The organism is Ralstonia pickettii (assembly GCF_000607165.1).
Taxonomy (GTDB): Bacteria; Pseudomonadota; Gammaproteobacteria; order Burkholderiales; family Burkholderiaceae; genus Ralstonia; species Ralstonia holmesii.
The window spans coordinates 11,327-29,584 of sequence record NZ_JFZG01000009.1; the positions used below are offsets into that span (position 1 = coordinate 11,327).

Genomic DNA, 18,258 nt, shown 5'->3' on the forward strand with positions numbered 1-18,258 from the left:
CCGATGCGAGCTTGGCTACTTCCAGTACGGAGGATCGACGTACTGCATGTTTTTCCAGCCCGGTGTGGTGGATGCCTTCGTCATTCAGCCGCCGTTCTCGCACGACACGCCACCAGTGCGCGTCAACGCCGCACTGGCGCGTGCCCGATAGCGGCGTTGATCAAGCGTCGACCTCTGCCAGTGCCTTGAGACCCACCGACAGCATCGCCAGATCAGCCGAGCCGGCCGCGACCTGATCGGCAATCACGCGGTTGTAGCGCGCCAGCGCCTCCTGTCGCGTGCCGCGCCATGTGTCGATGAGGGCATCCGCGCTCGTGCCGGGCGCCGCATCCTGCAAGACGGATTGCGTGAGCCGCCGCCGCAGTTGCCCCAGTTCTTCGAGCAGCGTTGCGCGCGCCAGCATCTGCCAATGCGTTTGCGTCGGCAGGCCGAGGATGCCGCCTTGCAGCCACCCGTAACCCAGCGGTTGGTCGAGGGCAAAGTACACGCGTGCGGCGAGCCGTGCATCGCAGCCGCCGGCGGTCGCAACCTCGGCGATATCGAGCAATGACACACGCGCCGGCACGCCAGTTGCCACGCGCGCCAGTGCTTCCGGCACGCCGGCATCGGTAAAGACCTGCAGCTGCTGCACCGCAGCTTGCGCAGATTCCTCAGGCTGCAGCGCGTCAATCTCGGGTGCGAGCGCATCGACCGCAGACCTGAAGTGCTCGACTGCGGTTGGTACATCCGCCACGCGCCGCCGCAGGAACCACAACGTCGCGCGCTCATGCAACTGCGCGAGCGCCGTGAACAGGGCAGTTTGCGTTTCGTGCGGCACCTGGGCGTCCAGGGCATCGACTTGTTGCCAGAGCGCGTCGAGCCGGTAGACCGCGCGTGCGACGAGGCTTGCCCACACCACGGCAAGCGGCTCTGCGCCGGTTTCTTCGGCCATCCGGTGCACGAAGGTCACGCCGGCCCGGTTGACGAGCGCGTTGGCGTGCATCGTCGCCAGAATCTCGCGACGCAGCGTGTGCCGGGGGATCGATGTAGCGCAACGCGTGTGCAGCGGCTGCGGAAAATAGTCCGGCAGACCGTCGGCCACGAAAGGCTGGTCGGGCAGATCGCTGCCCAGCAGCACGTCGTACAGCCACATCTTGCTGTAGGCCATCAGCACGGCGCGTTCGGGTGTGGTCAGGCCGCCGCCGCTTGCCCGGCGAGCGTCGATCTCTTCATCGGCAGGTAGGAACTCGATTGCGCGATTCAGGCGCCCGCCGCGCTCCAGATACCGCATCAGCCGCGCCTCGGGGTCGAGCCACAGCGCCGTGCGCGTGCGCGCAAGTGACAGCGCCTGCGTCTGGAAGTAGTTGTCGCGCAGCACCAGTTCGCCCACCTCGTCGGTCATCTCGGCCAGCAGCGTGTTGCGCTGCTTGAGTGTCATCTCGCCGTCGGTCACGACCAGCCCCAGCAGGATCTTGATGTTGACCTCGTGGTCGGAGCAATCCACGCCGGCGGAGTTGTCGATGGCATCGGTGTTGATGCGCCCGCCATGCTGCGCGTACTCGATGCGGCCGAGCTGCGTGCAGCCCAGGTTGCCGCCCTCGGCCACGACCTTGCAGCGCAGCTCGGCGCCGTTCACGCGCAGGCCATCGTTGGCCCGGTCGCCCACCTGTGCATGCGTTTCGGTGCTGGCCTTGATGTAGGTGCCAATGCCGCCGTTGTAGAGCAGATCAGCAGGTGCCTTGAGGATGGCGTGCAGCAGGTCGTTCGGCGCCATCTCGGTGGCCGTCACATCCAGCATGGCGCGCACCTCCGGCGTGAGCGCGATCGACTTGACCGTGCGCGGGAATATGCCGCCGCCGGGGCTGATCAGTGCCCGGTCGTAATCGGCCCAGCTTGAACGCGGCAGGTTGAACAGGCGCTCGCGCTCGGCAAAGCTCGTGGCCGCATCGGGCGACGGGTCGAGAAAAATGTGCCGATGGTCAAACGCCGCGAGCAGGCGGATATGGCGCGAGAGCAGCATGCCGTTGCCGAACACATCGCCCGACATGTCGCCCACGCCCACGACGGTGAAGTCCTGCGTCTGCGTATCGACACCCATCTCGCTGAAGTGACGCTTGACCGATTCCCATGCGCCACGCGCGGTGATGGCCATCTTCTTGTGGTCGTAGCCCACCGAGCCGCCCGAAGCGAAGGCGTCGCCGAGCCAGAAGCCGTATTCGGCCGAGATGGCGTTGGCGTAGTCGGAGAACGTGGCCGTGCCCTTGTCGGCGGCAACGACCAGGTAGGGATCGTCTTCGTCATAGCGCACGACGTCGCGCGGCGGCACGACGCGGCCGTCGACGTAGTTGTCGGTCAGGTCGAGCAGCCCGCGCAGGAAGGTCTGGTAGCACGCCACGCCTTCGGCCAGATACGCGTCACGGTCGCTGGCCGGCGGCGGTTGCTTGACGACAAAGCCGCCCTTGGAGCCCACCGGCACGATGACGGTGTTCTTGACCATTTGCGCCTTGACCAAGCCGAGCACCTCGGTTCGGAAGTCTTCGCGCCGGTCAGACCAGCGCAAACCACCCCGCGCAACCTTGCCGCCGCGCAGGTGCACGCCTTCTACGCGCGGCGAATACACCCAGATCTCGAACATCGGCTTGGGCTCGGGCAGGCCCGGCACGCGCGCTGGGTCGAACTTGAACGACAGATAGGGCTTGGGCTGCCCCTGTCCGGCGTCCGGCAGGCTCTGAAAATAGTTCGTGCGCAACGTGGCTTCCACCACGCCCAGGAACTGCCGCAGGATGCGGTCTTCATCCAGGTTGGGCACGTCTTCGAGCGCCTCGTCGATCTGCTTGCGCAGCGTTTCGCTCGCGCGCGAACGTTCGGCCTCGGCAAGGGCAGGGTCGAATCGCACCAGGAACAGCCGCACCAGCGCCCGTGCAATCGACGGGTTGCCGTTCAGCGCGCTTTCCATATACGTATTGCTGAAGGTCGAACCGATCTGGCGGATGTAGCGCGCGTATGCACGCAGGATGCGGACCTCGCGCCAGGTCAGGCCGGCCTGCAGCACGAGGCGGTTGAGATCATCGTTTTCCAGCTCGCCGCTCCAAATGCGCGCGAAGGCGTCTTCAAAGCGTGCGCGGGCTTCGTCCAGATTGACTTCGCTGCCGTCGATGGTCTCCATGCCGAAGTCGTGCATCCAAATGGGGGCGGTATCGGCAGGTTCGATGCAGTAGGGGCGCTCTTCGTTGACGCGCACGCCCAAGTGTTCAAGCATCGGCAGGCTGTGCGACAGCGATGTTGGCTGGCCGGCGCGGTAGATCTTGAAACGCAGCGCGCCGGGTGGCGCTTCGAGCGGCCGGTAGAGCTGCATGGTCAGCACGTTGTCCGCGGCATTGGCGCCGAGCAGCGGCTCCATCAGTTCGATGTCGCGCACGGCAAGGCGTGCGGCGTAGTCCTCGCGGAAGCCCGCGGGAAACGCGCCGGCATAGCGGCGCAGCAGGCGATTGCCGCGCTCTTCGCCGCCGCGTTCGAGCAGCGCGTCGGCCAGGTCGTCCTGCCAGCGCCGGGCGGCCTGCACGATGCGGTCTTCGAGTTCGGCCACGTCCACGTCGGGCACGTTGCCTGGCTGCGTACGCACGGTGATGTGGATGCGCGCCAGCATCGATTCCGACAGCAATGGCGTGAACTCCACTGCGGTGCCGTGATACGCCGCCTGCAGCAGACCCTGGATGCGCACGCGCAGGTCCGTGTTGAACTTCTCGCGCGGCACGAACACGAGGCACGACACGAAGCGGTCAAACGGATCACGGCGAACGAACAGGCGCGTGCGCTGGCGCTCCTGCAACCGCAGGATGCCGAGTGCGATGTCGTGCAACGCTTCGGCGTCCATCTGGAACAACTCGTCGCGCGGGTATTGCTCCAGGATCGTGACGAGCGTCTTGGCCAGATGCCCGTCGGGAAGGAAGCCCGTGCGTCGGATGACGTCGGCCACCTTGCGGCGCACCAGCGGAATGTCTTCAGCCGGCACCATGTAGACGTTCGACGTGTACATCCCCAGGAAACGCCGCTGCCCACAGACACGGCCCTCGGCGTCAAACAGTTTGATGCCGATGTAGTCGAGATACCCGGGCCGGTGCACGGTGGCCCGCGAGTTGGCCTTGGTGAGGAAGATGGGCTCGGGTGCGTCGATGAACTTGGCCGCGCCCGGTGCCAGGCGCGTCGTGTCCGGCGTGGAGGTGTCGCGCAGCGCTTCACGCAGCACGCCCAGGCCGGTGCCTGGTATGCCGCGCAGGTAATGGCCATCGTCTTGCGTGATCAGTTCGTAATCACGGTAGCCAAGGAAGGTGAAATGCCGCTCGATCATCCAGGTGAGGAAGGCCTGCGTTTCGGCGATCTCGGCACGTTCCACGTCACCGGTGGAGGGCTGCGCGGCGCGTACGGCCAGCGCATCGATGGCGGCCTGGGCGGCCGTTTGCATGGGCTTCCAGTCTTCCACCGTGGCACGCACGTCGCCAAGTACACGCATGAGGCCGTCGTGCAAAGCCTGCAGGCGGTCCGGTTCGGAGAACCGATCGACCTCGATGTGGATGGTCGACTCGAAGCGGGCAACGCCGTGGGTTTCCCTGTCCGCATCGGCGGGTGTATCGGGCATGTCGCCCGCAAGGGCCGCCGGGCGCTGGACACCGCCACCAGCCGAGACCGCCACGCGCATGCCTGCGCCATCGCGCTGTACGCGGTAGACCGGATGGAAGGCGGAATGCAGCGCCAGCCCTTGCCGGTTGATCTCCATGGTCACGGAGTCGAACAGGAACGGCATGTCGTCGTTGACGATTTCAACGACCGTGTGACCGCAGTACCAGCCGTGCTGTTCGAGGCTCGGGTTGTAGACCCGTACGCGCGGTTGGCCCGACACGAATTTCTGGCCCAGTTGCCAGTGCGCCATCGCCGCGCCGTAGAGGTCGGCAACGCTGCGCGAGATCACGTCTTCGGGGTCTGCCAGGCCGTAGTAATGCCGCAGGAACGGCTCGAACAGGTCGGCAATATCGGGCGCACGTTCGCGCGCCAGGGCCACTGCATCCGCCATGTGCTGGCGGACCTTGTCTTCGTGCTGGGCAGGCATGAGGCGGCTCCCGAAGAAGGGCTGCCTCATGCTACGCCGCGTGCCCATGGCTGGCAATCAGCGTGCGCGGCGCGCGGCTTTTCAGATGCCGCTGTGTGCAGTGCAGCGAGAGAACAGGTGGTTCACTCGCTACTTGCCGCGCGCATCAGCGATGCGTCATCCAGCCTTTACGACGTTGATGCGCAGGGCCGGCTCACCCGCCGCGATGGCCAGCAGGCGGTCCACATTCGGGTGGGCGCCGGGGCGGTTGCGTGCATCGATGGTGTGCTCGGCAAACACGGCCAGGCCGTGCTCGGCGGCCTTGGCGTCGAGCTGCCCGAACGTCTGCTGCAGGTAGTGATACACCGCCACCGAACCTTGCTTGCCCGGCTTGTTTTCGATATCGGCCACCACTGCGCCCTGGCCGTCGACCAGATCGATGCGTTCGATGCCGTCAATGGCGGGCAGTTGGGCGAGGTTGTCCTTGAATACGCTGGTCGGTTGAATCACTGCGGTTGCTCCGTTGGTTGATCAGGCGGGCCGTATGTTAACGGCTCCGGCCCGACCCGCACGAGCTTGCGCGTTCTTCAGCGTTTGGCGCCGGCCTTGTTCACGGCAATGGCTGCCTGGATGAGCGCCTTCAACGCCTTCTCGTTCACCTTGTCGCCCTCGCGGAAATCGATGGCGCGGCGGGTGTTGCCGTCCAGGCTGGAATTGAACAGGGCGGAAGGATCAGGCACTGAGGCGCCCTTGGCAAACGTCATCTTCACCGTCTGCTTGTAGGCCTCGCCGGTGCAGATCAGGCCATGGTGCGACCACACGGGCACGCTCCATTTCCATTCCTCCACCACGTCGGGATCGGCCGCGCGGACGATGGCGCGCAGGCGGGCGAGCATCTCGCCGCGCCAGTCGCCCAGCTCTGCAATGCGTGCGTCGATCAGTTCGGATGCGGGTGCGGCGGTGTCCTGCGTGCTCTTCTTCATGTGTCTGCCTCCGTGGTGGGCCCAAGCAGAACATTCTGGCAGGAACATGGGCTGGTAGCCACTCGGCAACGGTGGGCGAGATGCCCCATCTGGCCGCGCGCTGAAAAACCGATAAATGCCGTTTTTTTTGCTTTTGGCATCAACAAAAAAATAATTCGCGAGGTAAAAAGAAAATAAAACGGCGCTCAGTTAACGGCGATGAGAAAAATAACTTGAGCGTTTCTGCGCAATTCCCCACTTGAGTGGGGGTGTAAAACGATTTCGCCGGGAATCCAAGTGCAGCAAGGGTAGGCGCCGCAATGCCTGTGCCACGAAAATTCAATGCCGCAATGCCCGGATGGTTGATGCGACAGTCATCGATTGGTCATCTTTCGACTTCAATAATTGCGCCTCCGGAGTTTAGGAAAACATATTGAGGCACCCTTCTTTCAGGGGGTGGCTGAATCGAGAGAATTTCAAATGACCATTCGTCATCGCATTACATTGCTGGTGGTGCTGATGTTTGCCGCGCTGGCGGCCATCGGCGGATACGCGGTCTACCAGACCCGGGGCAGCGCGGCAGAAGTCCGCCAAGTGACCGAGGGCGTGGTGCCAAGCGCGCTGGCATCGGCTGATCTTGTATCGCTCGTCAAGGATGTCCAGCTTGCGACGATGGTGCTGGTGTATGCCCCTGACGGTAACATCGTTGCGCAAGCCCGGGACGACCTGAAGGCCAAGGAAGCGGCGCTGCGCGCTGCGTTGGACGTGCAAGCCAAGCGCGCCAACAGCCACGCGCAGGAAGGCCTGGTTGCACAGGCCAAGGAAAGCGTCGACAGCTATGTCGAGGCCATCCAGCAGACCACCGACATGAAGCTCGCGGGCAAGGACGAGCTGGCACAGGCCTTCTTGTTTGCCAACGTGGCCAGCTACCGCGACGTGCTGGAAAAGATTGTCGAAACGCTGCGCATCGAGAAAAACCGTGAGAAGGACGAGGCCATCGCCGGCCTGAACGGCAAGCTTGCGAACACAGCCACCACCATCGGCGTGGTGAGCGGCGTGGCCATCGTGCTGCTCACCGCCATCGGCATGCTGCTGTATCGCCAGATCACGCGTCCGCTCACGCGCATGCAGGCTGAGATGAGCGAGATCGCCACCAGCCAGGACTTCACGCGCCGTGTGCCGGTGGGCCGCATGGACGAGATCGGCCATTCTGTTGTCGCGTTCAACCAGATGATCGAGAAGATCCAGGAGAACGCCGCGCTGCTCAAGCAGAAGACGGCCGACATCCAGGCGATGCTGCAGAACATGCAGCAGGGCATCCTGACCGTGGTCGATGGCGGCGTGGTGCACGAGGAATACTCGATCTACCTCGAATCGATTTTTGAGACGCAGGAGATCGCCGGCCGCAAGTTGATGGAGCTGATCTTTGCCGATACCAGCCTTGGCGCCGATACGCTGTCGCAGGTGGAGGCGGCGGTCGATGCCTGCCTCGGGCAGGACATCATCAACTTCGCGTTCAACCAGCATTTGCTGGCGAGCGAGGTGGAAAAGCGCATGCCGGATGGGCGCGTGAAGACGCTCGACCTGTCGTGGTCGGCCATTACCGACGAGAGCGACACCATCCTGCGCCTGATGCTGTGCGTGCGCGATGTAACCGAGCTGCGCAAGCTGGCCGCCGAGGCCAGCGAGCAGCGCCGCAACCTGGAGATGATCGGCGAGATCCTGGCGGTGAGCCAGGAGAAGTTCCAGCACTTCATCGACAGCTCCACGACATTTGTGCACGAGAACGAACGGATCATTCGCCAGTATTCGCAGGCGGACAGCGCGGCCATTGCGGCGCTGTTCCGCAACATGCACACCATCAAGGGCAATGCGCGCACGTACAACCTGCAGCATCTGACCAACGTGGTGCACGAGACCGAGCAGACCTACCACGCGCTGCGCGAACCTGACACCGAACACACATGGGATCAGGACTGGCTGATGGAAGAGCTGACGCGTGTGCGCGAGGCCATCGAAAACTACGCCCGCCTCAATGAGGTGAAGCTCGGCCGCAAGGGCGATGCGGTGTCAGGCCATGCCACGCAAGCCGCTCCCGACGCGATGCTGCGCATTCAAGAAAGCCTGCGCCTGCTGGAATCGGCCAACCCGGGCAGCCTGCACGAACTCGTGGCGATGCGCGATTCGGTCTATCAACTGCTGCGCCTGCTGGGCAGCGAGACGGTGGACGCGCTGTTGTCCGGCGCGTTGCAATCGCTGCCGTCGCTGGCGCAAGAGCTGGGCAAGGAGCCTGTGGCCGTGCGCATCGACGACAACGGCTATCGCGTGCGCACCGAGGCGCGCGGCATCCTGCAGAACGTGTTCATGCACCTGCTTCGCAACTCGATCGACCACGGCATCGAACCGGCGGAAGAGCGTATCGCCCACGGCAAGCCGGCTGCCGGCACGATCGATATCGACGTCGGTGTGGACCAGGGCATGCTCCAGATCACGCTGTGTGACGACGGCCGGGGCCTTGCGCTCGACCGCATCCGCAGCATCGCCATGGAGCGCGGCTGGATCGGCCCAGGCCAACACGCCAGCGACGAAGACATCGCGCAGTGCATCTTCCGTCCGGGCTTCTCGACCGCCGACAAGGTGACAGAAGTGTCCGGACGCGGCGTCGGCATGGACGCCGTGCTGGAGTTCCTTAAGCGCGAGCATGGCCGCATCGAACTGCGCTTTACCGACGACAACAAGGGTGCTGCGTTTCGCCAGTTCCAGACGGTGGTGTGCCTGCCCGAACGTTTTGCAGTCGACAGCGTGAACGCTGCGCTCGGCGCGCAACCGGCAGTGCGCATGGATCTGGATAAGGAAGCATCGTGATGGGGGCGATTGTTCTGGCCGTAATCACCGGCGGCTCCGTGGCTGGTGTGCTGGTGTGGCTGATCCGGCAACGGAAGGTGAGTGCGATGGCGCGCACCTTGGACGATGCCGATGGCCGCATCGCTGATCTGTCGGTCGAGCTTGCAAGGCACGCCGCGCTGGTGGAAACGGGCATGCGTGAGGTTGCCGCACTGGAAACCACCGTCGCCCAGATGCGCGATGCCGCTTCCGATCAACTGGAAGTCATCGAGCAACTGCGTACCGAACTGCAGTCGGCCACGGCAGCGAAGGAACAGTGGGCGAGCCGCGCCACGAAGATTGCTGAAGAAGCCGCACGCCTGCGGGGCCTGGCGCTGACGTTCGAGCGCTGGCATGAGCAGATGATCTCGCTCATGGAGCAGAACCACGACATGCACGCGAAGAACCAGGAGCTGCAGTCCATCGTGCGGCATGTCGTGATCGTCTCGCTCAATGCATCCATCGAGGCGGCGCGTGCGGGCACGGCGGGCCGGGGTTTTGCCGTGGTGGCCAGCGAGGTGCGCGCGCTGGCTGCGCGTTCGGAAGAACTGTCGAAGAGCTACCGGAACAGCCTGCACCTCAACGATCTGACCACCACCGCCACGTTCCAGGACATCCAGGCGGGCGGCAAGATGATCACCGCGTCGCTGTCGAGCGTCGAGGCGCTGGCTAGCCAGTTTCAACACCAGCTTCACTAGGCAGGCCCGACGTGATCCGCAGCAACGCACAAGACAGTTTCGATCGCATCTTCCGTAAGGCCGCACGTACGCGGCTCACGCGGCAGCCGGAAGACACCTGCCATATCAGCACCGCAGCCGAAGGTGACACCCTGAGTGGCGAGGACGCCCTCATCCTCACCATCTCGTCCATCGCCTTTCGCCTGCTGCTGGTGTTGCGCTTTGATGACTCCGACGCCACGCGCGCCTACTTCACTGGTGAAGGCGCGGGCCGTTCTTTTGAAGAGGCGCGTCTGGAAATCGGCAACCTGTGCTGCGGCGCGCTTAACCAGGAACTGCTGCAGGTGTTTCCCGACCTTGGCATGTCCACGCCCTATGTGGTGAGCGCGCGCTGCCTGCCGTATCTGGACGTGCTTAAGCCAGGCTACGTGGCCGCCTATGCGGTCACCATCAACGACACGGTGCGGGTGGACGCTACCGTGTGCGTGTGTGCCCATGCACCGCTGGATTTCGTGGCCGATGTGAGCGGCGAAGTGGAATCCGGCGGCGAGTTGGAATTGTTTTGATTGGATAGATTGAGAACGAGGAAAGCGTCATGAGCAAGATTCTGGTTGTCGACGATTCGAGCACCGTCCGCGATGAGGTGGCCGGTTTTCTGAAGAAGCACGGTCTGGCGGTGGACACCGCCGTGGATGGCAAGGACGGCCTGGCCAAGATCAAGGCCAACCCCGGCGTCAGACTCGTCATCAGTGACGTGAACATGCCCAACATGGACGGCCTGACTATGGTCGAAAAGGTGCGCGGTGAGCTGGGCAACAAGACGGTCAACGTCATCATGCTCACCACCGAAAGCAGCCCTGCCATGAAAGACCGTGGCAAGGCCGCCGGCGTGAAGGGCTGGATCGTCAAGCCGTTCAAAGGCGACGCAGTGCTGGAGACCTTCAAGAAGTTGGCAAGCTGAAAGACGGGGCGGCACGGCCGGGTGCTTCATGATCAACCCGGCGCTGGAGGGCATGGCGCCCGCGCGATTTTGGAGCCAAACTTGCTTGCCTGAAGCTGGTTTGGCCGAGGGAGCCATCATGCAAGAGCTCGCCTTTCGCACGCTGCTGTACCGCTACTTCTTCTTCGGCTGGCTGTTCAAAGACGCCAGCCGCGGCAACCTGTTCGAGCGCTCGGCCGCGTGGCGTTTCAATCAGGCGCACGCGCACTGGCTGCTGGCCTATATGCGGCGCTGGCTCTGGTGCGGGTTGCTTTTCTACGCCCTGGGCGGCGTGCTGGAACTGGGGCTCAACACGCCGGGCCTGTCGGTGCTGTTCTACGTGCCCAGCGCGTTGAGCGTGCCCGTCAACGTAGTCATTGGGGTGCTGTGGATTGGCCTGAAGGCACTGCCCGGCCCGCTGCGCGAGCGGTAGACGCGTGCGCGGCTAGACCGTGGCCACGAGCAGCTCTTCGGCATTGCGCGGCGGGCGCAGGCCGTCGGCGCGGCCTGCAAAATAGCGGTCCGTCAACATGTCTGCCGAAATGTGCTGGGCATCGCGAAAGCCGTTTTCGCGGGCCAGCGCGAATATTTCGGGCGGCGTGAAGAAGCTGATGAACGGCGTGCCGCTCGCGCGTGCACCTTTCTCCGCCATCTCAAGGCCAGGCCGGACGTCCGGGTCTGCCATCTCCAGCGGCAGCAGGAACGTCATCGCCAGCATCGAGCCCGGCGCAAGCGACGCCACCTGCCGCAGCGTGGCCGCATTCGCTTCTTTCGACAGATACATGCTCACGCCCGTGGACACCACAATGGCCGGCCTGCCCGTATCAAACCCGGCGGCGACCAGCGCATCCTGCCAGGATTCGCGCGCCTCAAAATCCACCGGAACGAAGCGCAGCCAATGCGGAACGCCGAAGCCCAGTTCTTCCAGGCGCTGCCGCTTCCAGGCCTGCGGCCCCGGCTGATCGACCTCAAACACCGTCATGCGCGATGCCACATCGGGCCGGCGCTGCGCAAAGCTGTCCAGTCCCGCCCCGAGAATCACGTACTGGCTCAAACCACGGGCTGCTTGTTCGATGACGAGGTCTTCGATAAAGCGTGCGCGCGCCACAATGGACGCGCGAAACGGACGCGTGAACTGCGGGTCCATGTCGCCGCGTTGTTGCCAGCCGGGTTCTGGATCCAGCAACTTCAAGCCCACCTCGTCTTCCAGCACGTGCGGCGGTGCATCGCTGTGCACATGCAAGGCGCGCCACAATGCGACGCGCGCTGCGGTGCTGTCGGGGGATGCTGTCTGTGGTTCGTTCATTGCACACACGCCTCCATCGATGGATCAGTCGATCAGGTGATCAATTCGGATGCTGATACTCGGGAAACACAGCAACGGCCTGCACGGGCTGCTTCGTCATGCAGACCTCGAACAGGCGGCTGCCGAGCCACTCGGCCAGCCAGGCCTGCACTGCCGACAAAGGCTGACCGGCAAACCAGTCCGGCTCTACCGCAGCAAACTGCCGCACGAACGGGAAGATCGCCAGATCCGTTGCGCACGGTGTCGAGCCGCCAAGATAGCGTTGATCCAGCAAGCGTGATTCCAGCGGTATCAGCAGGGCTTCTGTTGCCCGAGCACGGGCCGTCTCGCGGGGCGTGGTCTCGTGCGAATAGCGGTCGGGGTACTTGTAGCGATCGAGCTGGCGTTTGAACTCGCCGTCGTTGGTACGCAGCAGGGCGAGGTTGTCATCGGATTGCGCGCGGCTCCACCAGCCATCGGCGTCGCGTGCGTTGAAGGCCCAGCGCATGATGTCGAGGCTCTCTTCCAGCACGCTGCCGTCTGTCAAATGCAAGACAGGAACAGTGCCCTTGGGAGACAGCGCCAGCAGTTCGGCAGGCTTGTCGCGCATGACGATCTCAAACGTCCGGAAGCGCCGATTGGCCTGCAGCATCGCCAGGCGCGCACGCATGGCGTAGGGGCAGCGGCGATAGCTGTAGAGCAGGGGCAAGTCTTGGCGGTCGGACATCGGTGCGAATGCGAAGTGACGGATTTCAAGCGCGTCAGGGTAGCGGATGCATGGGCGCGGCGTGCTAGGCCACCAGGCGTGTGTGGCCCGATCGTCCCGATCGCCCGGAGCGCCCCGAGCGCCGCACCGATTGCGGCGGCTGCCCGAACACGCGGATGAACGCGCGCCGCATGCGTTCCGGATCGGCAAAGCCCACGGCGCGCGCGACCTGTTCCAGCGATTCATCGCCGGCTTCCACGCGCGGCCGGGCGATTTCTGCACGGAGCTTTTCGATGGCCTTGGCCGGCGTCTGGCCGGTCTCTGCCACAAAGGCGCGGTCGAACTGCCGGCGGCTCAGGTGGGCGACTTCGGCCAGGCGGTCGACATCGAGCGCTTCATGCAGGTGTTCGCGCGCATAGCCCAGCGCACGTGCAATGCGGCTCGATGCCGGGTCCAGCTCCAGCAAGGTCGAGAACTGCGATTGCCCGCCGGGCCGCCGGTGGTAGACCACCAGCTCGCGGGCCACGGCGCGCGATACGTCGACCCCCAGGTCTTCCTCAATGAGCGCCAGCGCCAGGTCGATGCCCGACGAGATGCCGGCCGACGTCCAGACCGGCCCGTCGTGAATGAAGATGTGATCGCTCTGCACCTGCACGCGCGGATAGCGCCGCTGCAGCAGCGCTGCCATGCGCCAGTGTGTGGTTGCGCGCCGGCCATCGAGCAGGCCCGCCGCCGCCAGCGCAAAGGCGCCGGAACACACGCTTGTCATGCGTCGCGAATGCTCGGCCGCTTCCCGCACGAAGGCGATCAGCCGCGGCGAGAACGCGTCTTCGCGCGGGCCGTTGCCGCCCGAGATGATCAACGTATCGAAGACTGGATCGTCCAGGCCCTGCGTCTGCATGACGAGGCCGGGCGCGCTCTGCACCAGCGTGCCGCTTTCGGACAGCACGTCGATGCGATATGCCGGCTGCGGCGCGAGTCGATTCGCCACGTCAAAGGCCGTCAGCGGGCCGGTGAAATCGAGCAGGCTGCAGCCCGGAAACACCAAAAAGCCGATTCTGCGCATGATGTCTTGAAATGAGGGATTAACGTCATTTAGGCCTGATGTTGCTCCGCCAGACTGCTGCTGTCAAACGCATTTCTGGAGAAACGATCATGACAACCGCGATGTGCTTACCGGCCACTTCGACGCCCATGTCGCGCCATCACCGCTGGAAGGTGCTGGGTGTGGGCGTGGCGGCCAATGCGAGCTTTTCGGCAGCGTTCTCAGGCATCCCGACGACTGCCGTGTTTATCCGCTCGGCGTATCACCTGGGCAATGCGGAGCTGGGCGTGGCACTGGGCGCGTTGGGACTGGGCATCGCCATCAGCGAGTTGCCGTGGGGCTTGCTGACCGACCGCTGGGGCGACCGCACGGTGCTGCTGACGGGGCTTGGGTTGACCGCGCTGGCGCTGTTCGTGATGGCATGTTGCGTGGCGCCGCTGCATGGCCACGTGCCGCCGCTGGCGTGGCTGGTGGGCGGCATGCTGAGTGTGGGCCTCTTGGGTGGCAGCGTGAACGGATCAAGCGGGCGCGCCGTCATGGGCTGGTTTCGCGAAGGCGAGCGGGGGCTGGCCATGAGCATCCGCCAGACCGCCGTTCCGCTGGGCGGCGGCATTGGCGCCCTGGTGCTGCCGAGCCTGGCCGCGCACGCCGGGTTTGCCGCCGTGTATGGGGTACTGGCGGCGGCGTGTGCGTTGACTGCGGCGCTGACGTGGTTGTGGGTGCATGACGCACCGGACACGGTGAATGCGGTTGCACACACAGCGGCGCCTGGCGGTACGGGCCCGCTGCGCGATCCGACGCTGTTGCGCATGGCCTTGGCCATTGGGCTGCTGTGCGTGCCGCAAGGGGCGGTTGTCGCCTTCGCCACGGTGTTCCTGCGCGACTTTGCGCACGCCAATGTGCTCACGCTCAGCCTGACCATGGCAGCGGTGCAGGGCGGGGCGGCCGTCATGCGCGTTTGGAGCGGGCGCTGGACCGACCGTCACGGCAATCGCCGCGCCTATCTGCTTACCTGCGCGCGGTTGAGCGCCGGGCTGTTTGTCGTGCTGGCCGGCGTGGCGTGGATGACGTCGGCGCTGTCGATCGATCTGTCGGTCATGCGCGTTGCGCTGGTAGCGGCCGTGGTGGCGGGCGGCATCTGCGTATCGGCGTGGCATGGCGTGGGCTATACCGAACTGGCCACCTTGGCCGGTGCGCAGCGTGCTGGCACGGCGCTGGGTCTGGGCAACACGGGCGCGTTTGCGGCGCTCGGGATCACATCGCTGTGCCTGCCGCAACTGCTGGCGTGGTCGTCGTGGCCCGTGGTGTGGCTGGTGACAGCGGGGAGCGCGCTGATTGCTTGGCGTGTGCTGCCGGCGGACCGTCGGTAGGCGCGCGCCACGCCAATCCCCTTCGTTTCTTCCTATAGTGACCCGCAGGGCGCCGCCCCGCGCGGGCCCGCAGAACGAAGCAACGCAACGAAACGAGGGGGCCGCCATGGCTGGCTTGGATGCAATCGAGCACGTGGTCGTGCTGATGTTGGAGAACCGGTCGTTCGACAACCTGTTCGGCACGCTGTATTCAAAGAGCGCGGAGTTCGACGGCCTGTCGGGCGAAGAGACGAACCCCGACGGCGGCGGCCAGCCCATCCGCGTATGGACATCGCCCGCGCCGCCCAACGTGATGACGCTGCCCAACCCCGACCCGGGCGAGCTGTTCACCGACATCAACCAGCAGCTCTTCGGTCAGCAGATGCCGCTGGGCCAGACGCCCACCATGCAGGGTTTCACCACCAACTACGCCAAGAACGGTGGCGACCCGCGCGACATCATGCATTTCTTCACGTCGGACCAGGTGCCCGCACTCAGCACGCTGGCGCGCAACTACGCCGTGTGCGATGCGTGGTTTGCCTCGGCGCCGTGCCAGACGTGGCCCAATCGGTTCTTTGTGCACACCGGTACCGCGCACGGTTATCCGAACAATTCGCCGGTGCACTTTCCGTATCTCATGCCGACGCTGTTCAATGTGCTCGACGGCGCGGTGCCCGACGATTGGGCCGTCTATTACCACGACTTCGCGCAGTCGCTCACGCTGACGCGGCTGTGGCTGCATCTGGACCACTTTCACCTGTTCGACGATTTTCTCGACGATGCGTCCAGCGGCAAGCTGCCCTCATACAGCTTTATCGAGCCCCGCTACTTTGCCGATCTCGACTGGCCCAACGATATGCATCCGCCGCACGACGTCGGCTACGGCGATGCGCTCGTCGCGCAGGTGTACAACGCGCTGCGCAGCTCGCCGCAGTGGCATCAGACCATGCTCGTCATCACCTTCGACGAGCACGGTGGCTGTTTCGACCACGTGCCTCCGCCCGCCGTGGTGCCGCCCAGCCCGCCGCAACCGGGGCAGCTCTTCGCGTTCGACCGGCTGGGCGTGCGCGTGCCGGCGGTGGTGGTGTCGCCGTGGATTCCCAAAGGCACGATCTTCCGCTCGACGGTGGCGCAGCCGTACGACCACACCGCCATCATCAAGACACTGCGCGTGCGGTACAACATCCGGACGCCGCTCACCGCCCGCGATGCCAGCGCGCCCAACCTGGGGCAGGTGCTGGAGTTGAGCGCGCCCGATGACAACCGCGAGCCCGTCGTCGCGCGTGCCATGGCTGCGAATCCGGCGGGCTTGCAGGCCGCCCGCAACGCGCCGCTCAATGACTTCCAATGGGCCATGCACGAATCGGCGGCGATGCTGGCGCCGCTGGGCACCGGCATCAGCATCGATGACCACGTGCGCAACTTGTCGACCGATCAACAGCCGCCCGTCCCCGCTGCGCAGAATGCCCAGCAGGCGGCACAGCACATCAAGGATGTGCTCGCGTCGATGGACATGCCGCACGCGGGGCAATGATCGTGAAAGCAGCGCGAATGTTTCACCCGTTGAGCGCGCGTACGTGCAGTGTGCGAAGTGCGTTCAGCAGTGCGCTGTATGCGCCGTATATTCAGTACAAACCCGGACATATTGATTAAAGAACGCTGAGTATCTGTCGTTAATTTGGCTAAAGTCGGCGCCCCGTCTGGGCTCGCGACGTTTTGTTCTTAGCAATCCACGGCAGATATGAAGACGCTCTCCATCAAGGCCCGGCTGGCGCTGGTCCTGTTTGTTTTGGCTGTATTCCTGGCGGGCGTCGGCGCGCTCGGGTTGTACGGCAACATGCGCTCCAACAACGCGCTGAAGGAAACCTATTCGAATCAGCTCGCATCCACACGTGCGCTGGGTCAGGCCATTTCGAGGCTGGTGCAAGTCCGTACGGCGCTGGATCGTGCCGTCTATGAAACGGATGACGCGAAGATCGCCGACTTGGTGAAGGCCGCCCGCGAACAGGTCAAGGCAAGCGACGACGGTTGGAATGCCTACAGCGCCCTGCCGTTTGCGACGCCCGAGGAAGAGCAGACCGCCGGCGAGGCCAAGCGCCTGCGCGATGCGTTCTTCAACGACGGCCTGAAGCCGGCTCTGGCGGCGTTCGACCGCCACGATTACGCTGCCGCGCGCCCGCTGGTGCTCGACAAGCTGTACGAACTGTTCGTCCCGTACGCCATCAAGGCCGATCGACTGAGCGCCATTCAAGCTGAGGTGGCCGCTTCGTCCTACGGTAAGGCGCAGTCGTTCTTCGACGGCCTGGTGTGGGCATTCATCATCGTGATTGCCGTGGGTGTGGCGCTGGCGGCTGCGTGCTACCTCGTGCTCTCGCGTGCCATCTCGCGCCCGCTTGAAGAGATGCTGGTGCACTTCCATGAGATCTCGGGCGGCAACCTGACCACCAACGTACGCATCCACTCGCGTGACGAGATGGGCCTGCTGATGGAAGGCCTGCAACAGATGCAAGCCAAGCTGAAGGAGACCGTGGTGACGGTGCGTCGCGGCAGCGAGTCGATCGCCTCGGCCACGCAGCAGATCGCAGCGGGCAACACCAATCTGTCGCAGCGCACGGAAGAGCAGGCCAGCTCGCTGGAAGAAACCGCCTCGAGCATGGAAGAGCTCACGAGCATCGTGAAGCAGAACGCCGACAACGCGCGTCAGGCGAGCACGCTGGCGGTCAGCGCCTCCGAGATTGCCGTGGAGGGCGGTGCCGTCGTGCAGGATGTGGTAACCACCATGGGCGAGATCAGCGAATCGTCGCGCAAGATCACCGACATCATCGCCGTGATCGAAGGCATTGCGTTCCAGACCAACATCCTGGCGCTCAACGCTGCGGTGGAAGCCGCGCGTGCAGGCGAACAGGGCCGCGGCTTTGCCGTGGTGGCCGGTGAAGTGCGCACGCTGGCGCAGCGCAGTGCGGGTGCCGCGAAGGAGATCAAATCGCTGATCGAAGACTCCGCCACGCGTGTGGAGTCGGGCTCGACACTGGTGGCGCGTGCAGGCAAGACGATGGAAGAGATCGTCGTGGCCGTAAAGCGCGTGACCGACATCATGGGCGAGATCAGCGCGGGCTCGGCTGAGCAAAGCACCGGCATCGAGCAGATCAATGAGGCGGTCACGCAGATGGACGACGTGACGCAGCAGAACGCGGCGCTGGTCGAGCAGGCCGCAGCCGCTGCACAGGCACTGGAGGAACAAGCGGACGAGCTGCGCCGCGCTGTGGCGGTGTTCCGCGTGGCGATGTAACGCACGATTCCTGATGGGTTG

14 protein-coding genes are annotated in these 18,258 nt (G+C 64.5%); 8 read left to right on the top strand and 6 right to left on the bottom strand.

Annotation, left to right across the window (positions count from 1 at the left end; all coding sequences use genetic code 11):
* Positions 1-160 precede the first annotated feature (160 nt).
* The 3 genes from BG83_RS0114890 to BG83_RS0114900 form a co-directional block, all read right to left on the bottom strand.
* Positions 161-5,083, bottom strand: coding sequence for an NAD-glutamate dehydrogenase (locus BG83_RS0114890; protein ID WP_024977492.1), 4,923 nt, complete (start codon positions 5,081-5,083; stop codon positions 161-163).
* Positions 5,084-5,239: 156 nt separating this feature from the next.
* Complete coding sequence (locus BG83_RS0114895) at positions 5,240-5,572, bottom strand: DUF2322 family protein (protein WP_024977493.1); 333 nt, start codon at positions 5,570-5,572, stop codon at positions 5,240-5,242.
* Between the two features lie 77 nt (positions 5,573-5,649).
* The gene (locus tag BG83_RS0114900; protein WP_024977494.1) at positions 5,650-6,045 is read right to left on the bottom strand and encodes a DUF1801 domain-containing protein; all 396 of its coding nucleotides are present in this window, start codon (positions 6,043-6,045) and stop codon (positions 5,650-5,652) included.
* A gap of 459 nt (positions 6,046-6,504) precedes the next feature.
* Here BG83_RS0114900 and BG83_RS0114905 point away from each other — a divergent pair, with 459 nt between their 5' ends.
* From BG83_RS0114905 to BG83_RS0114925, 5 genes are all read left to right on the top strand, one after another.
* Positions 6,505-8,889, top strand: coding sequence for a HAMP domain-containing protein (locus tag BG83_RS0114905; RefSeq protein WP_024977495.1), 2,385 nt, complete (start codon positions 6,505-6,507; stop codon positions 8,887-8,889).
* Positions 8,889-9,605, top strand: a complete 717-nt coding sequence (locus tag BG83_RS0114910) for a methyl-accepting chemotaxis protein (RefSeq protein WP_037031944.1) — start codon at positions 8,889-8,891, stop codon at positions 9,603-9,605. The genes BG83_RS0114905 and BG83_RS0114910 overlap by 1 nt, the downstream gene beginning before the upstream one ends.
* An 11-nt stretch (positions 9,606-9,616) precedes the next feature.
* On the top strand, positions 9,617-10,150 hold the full coding sequence (locus BG83_RS0114915) for a hypothetical protein (RefSeq protein WP_024977497.1): 534 nt from the start codon (positions 9,617-9,619) through the stop codon (positions 10,148-10,150).
* A 29-nt stretch (positions 10,151-10,179) separates the two neighbouring features.
* Complete coding sequence (locus BG83_RS0114920; protein WP_024977498.1) at positions 10,180-10,545, top strand: response regulator; 366 nt, start codon at positions 10,180-10,182, stop codon at positions 10,543-10,545.
* A 118-nt stretch (positions 10,546-10,663) separates the two neighbouring features.
* Complete coding sequence (locus tag BG83_RS0114925) at positions 10,664-10,996, top strand: hypothetical protein (protein ID WP_024977499.1); 333 nt, start codon at positions 10,664-10,666, stop codon at positions 10,994-10,996.
* Between the two features lie 12 nt (positions 10,997-11,008).
* Here the strand turns inward: BG83_RS0114925 and BG83_RS0114930 are convergent, their stop codons facing one another.
* The 3 genes from BG83_RS0114930 to BG83_RS0114940 all read right to left on the bottom strand — a co-directional run bounded on the left by BG83_RS0114930 (position 11,009) and on the right by BG83_RS0114940 (position 13,620).
* Positions 11,009-11,869 carry a class I SAM-dependent methyltransferase gene (locus BG83_RS0114930; RefSeq protein WP_024977500.1) on the bottom strand — a complete coding sequence of 287 codons (861 nt, stop codon included), beginning with the start codon at positions 11,867-11,869 and terminating at the stop codon, positions 11,009-11,011.
* Positions 11,870-11,909: 40 nt separating this feature from the next.
* Positions 11,910-12,575, bottom strand: coding sequence for a glutathione S-transferase (locus BG83_RS0114935; protein WP_024977501.1), 666 nt, complete (start codon positions 12,573-12,575; stop codon positions 11,910-11,912).
* 64 nt (positions 12,576-12,639) lie between these two features.
* Positions 12,640-13,620, bottom strand: a complete 981-nt coding sequence (locus BG83_RS0114940; RefSeq protein ID WP_024977502.1) for a GlxA family transcriptional regulator — start codon at positions 13,618-13,620, stop codon at positions 12,640-12,642.
* Positions 13,621-13,709: 89 nt separating this feature from the next.
* On the opposite strand from BG83_RS0114940, the gene BG83_RS0114945 reads away from it, so the two are divergent.
* The 3 genes from BG83_RS0114945 (at position 13,710) to BG83_RS0114955 (ending at position 18,237) form a co-directional block, all read left to right on the top strand.
* Positions 13,710-14,969 (top strand): MFS transporter, encoded by a 1,260-nt coding sequence (locus BG83_RS0114945; RefSeq protein ID WP_024977503.1) that lies wholly within the window; start codon positions 13,710-13,712, stop codon positions 14,967-14,969.
* Between the two features lie 106 nt (positions 14,970-15,075).
* A complete protein-coding gene (locus tag BG83_RS0114950) occupies positions 15,076-16,482 on the top strand; it encodes an alkaline phosphatase family protein (RefSeq protein ID WP_024977504.1) in 1,407 nt (468 codons plus the stop codon).
* 207 nt (positions 16,483-16,689) lie between these two features.
* Positions 16,690-18,237, top strand: coding sequence for a methyl-accepting chemotaxis protein (locus BG83_RS0114955; RefSeq protein WP_024977505.1), 1,548 nt, complete (start codon positions 16,690-16,692; stop codon positions 18,235-18,237).
* The last annotated feature ends 21 nt before the right edge of the window (positions 18,238-18,258 follow it).

Excerpts from the sequence above, each read along its gene's own strand:
- BG83_RS0114940 (WP_024977502.1), bottom strand. The coding sequence starts at position 13,620 with ATGCGCAGAATCGGCTTTTTGGTGTTTCCGGGCTGCAGCCTGCTCGAT.
- BG83_RS0114910 (WP_037031944.1), top strand. The coding sequence starts at position 8,889 with ATGGGGGCGATTGTTCTGGCCGTAATCACCGGCGGCTCCGTGGCTGGT.
- BG83_RS0114950 (WP_024977504.1), top strand. The coding sequence starts at position 15,076 with ATGGCTGGCTTGGATGCAATCGAGCACGTGGTCGTGCTGATGTTGGAG.
- BG83_RS0114900 (WP_024977494.1), bottom strand. The coding sequence starts at position 6,045 with ATGAAGAAGAGCACGCAGGACACCGCCGCACCCGCATCCGAACTGATC.
- BG83_RS0114955 (WP_024977505.1), top strand. The coding sequence starts at position 16,690 with ATGAAGACGCTCTCCATCAAGGCCCGGCTGGCGCTGGTCCTGTTTGTT.
- BG83_RS0114925 (WP_024977499.1), top strand. The coding sequence starts at position 10,664 with ATGCAAGAGCTCGCCTTTCGCACGCTGCTGTACCGCTACTTCTTCTTC.
- BG83_RS0114905 (WP_024977495.1), top strand. The coding sequence starts at position 6,505 with ATGACCATTCGTCATCGCATTACATTGCTGGTGGTGCTGATGTTTGCC.
- BG83_RS0114920 (WP_024977498.1), top strand. The coding sequence starts at position 10,180 with ATGAGCAAGATTCTGGTTGTCGACGATTCGAGCACCGTCCGCGATGAG.
- BG83_RS0114930 (WP_024977500.1), bottom strand. The coding sequence starts at position 11,869 with ATGAACGAACCACAGACAGCATCCCCCGACAGCACCGCAGCGCGCGTC.
- BG83_RS0114935 (WP_024977501.1), bottom strand. The coding sequence starts at position 12,575 with ATGTCCGACCGCCAAGACTTGCCCCTGCTCTACAGCTATCGCCGCTGC.
- BG83_RS0114945 (WP_024977503.1), top strand. The coding sequence starts at position 13,710 with ATGACAACCGCGATGTGCTTACCGGCCACTTCGACGCCCATGTCGCGC.
- BG83_RS0114890 (WP_024977492.1), bottom strand. The coding sequence starts at position 5,083 with ATGCCTGCCCAGCACGAAGACAAGGTCCGCCAGCACATGGCGGATGCA.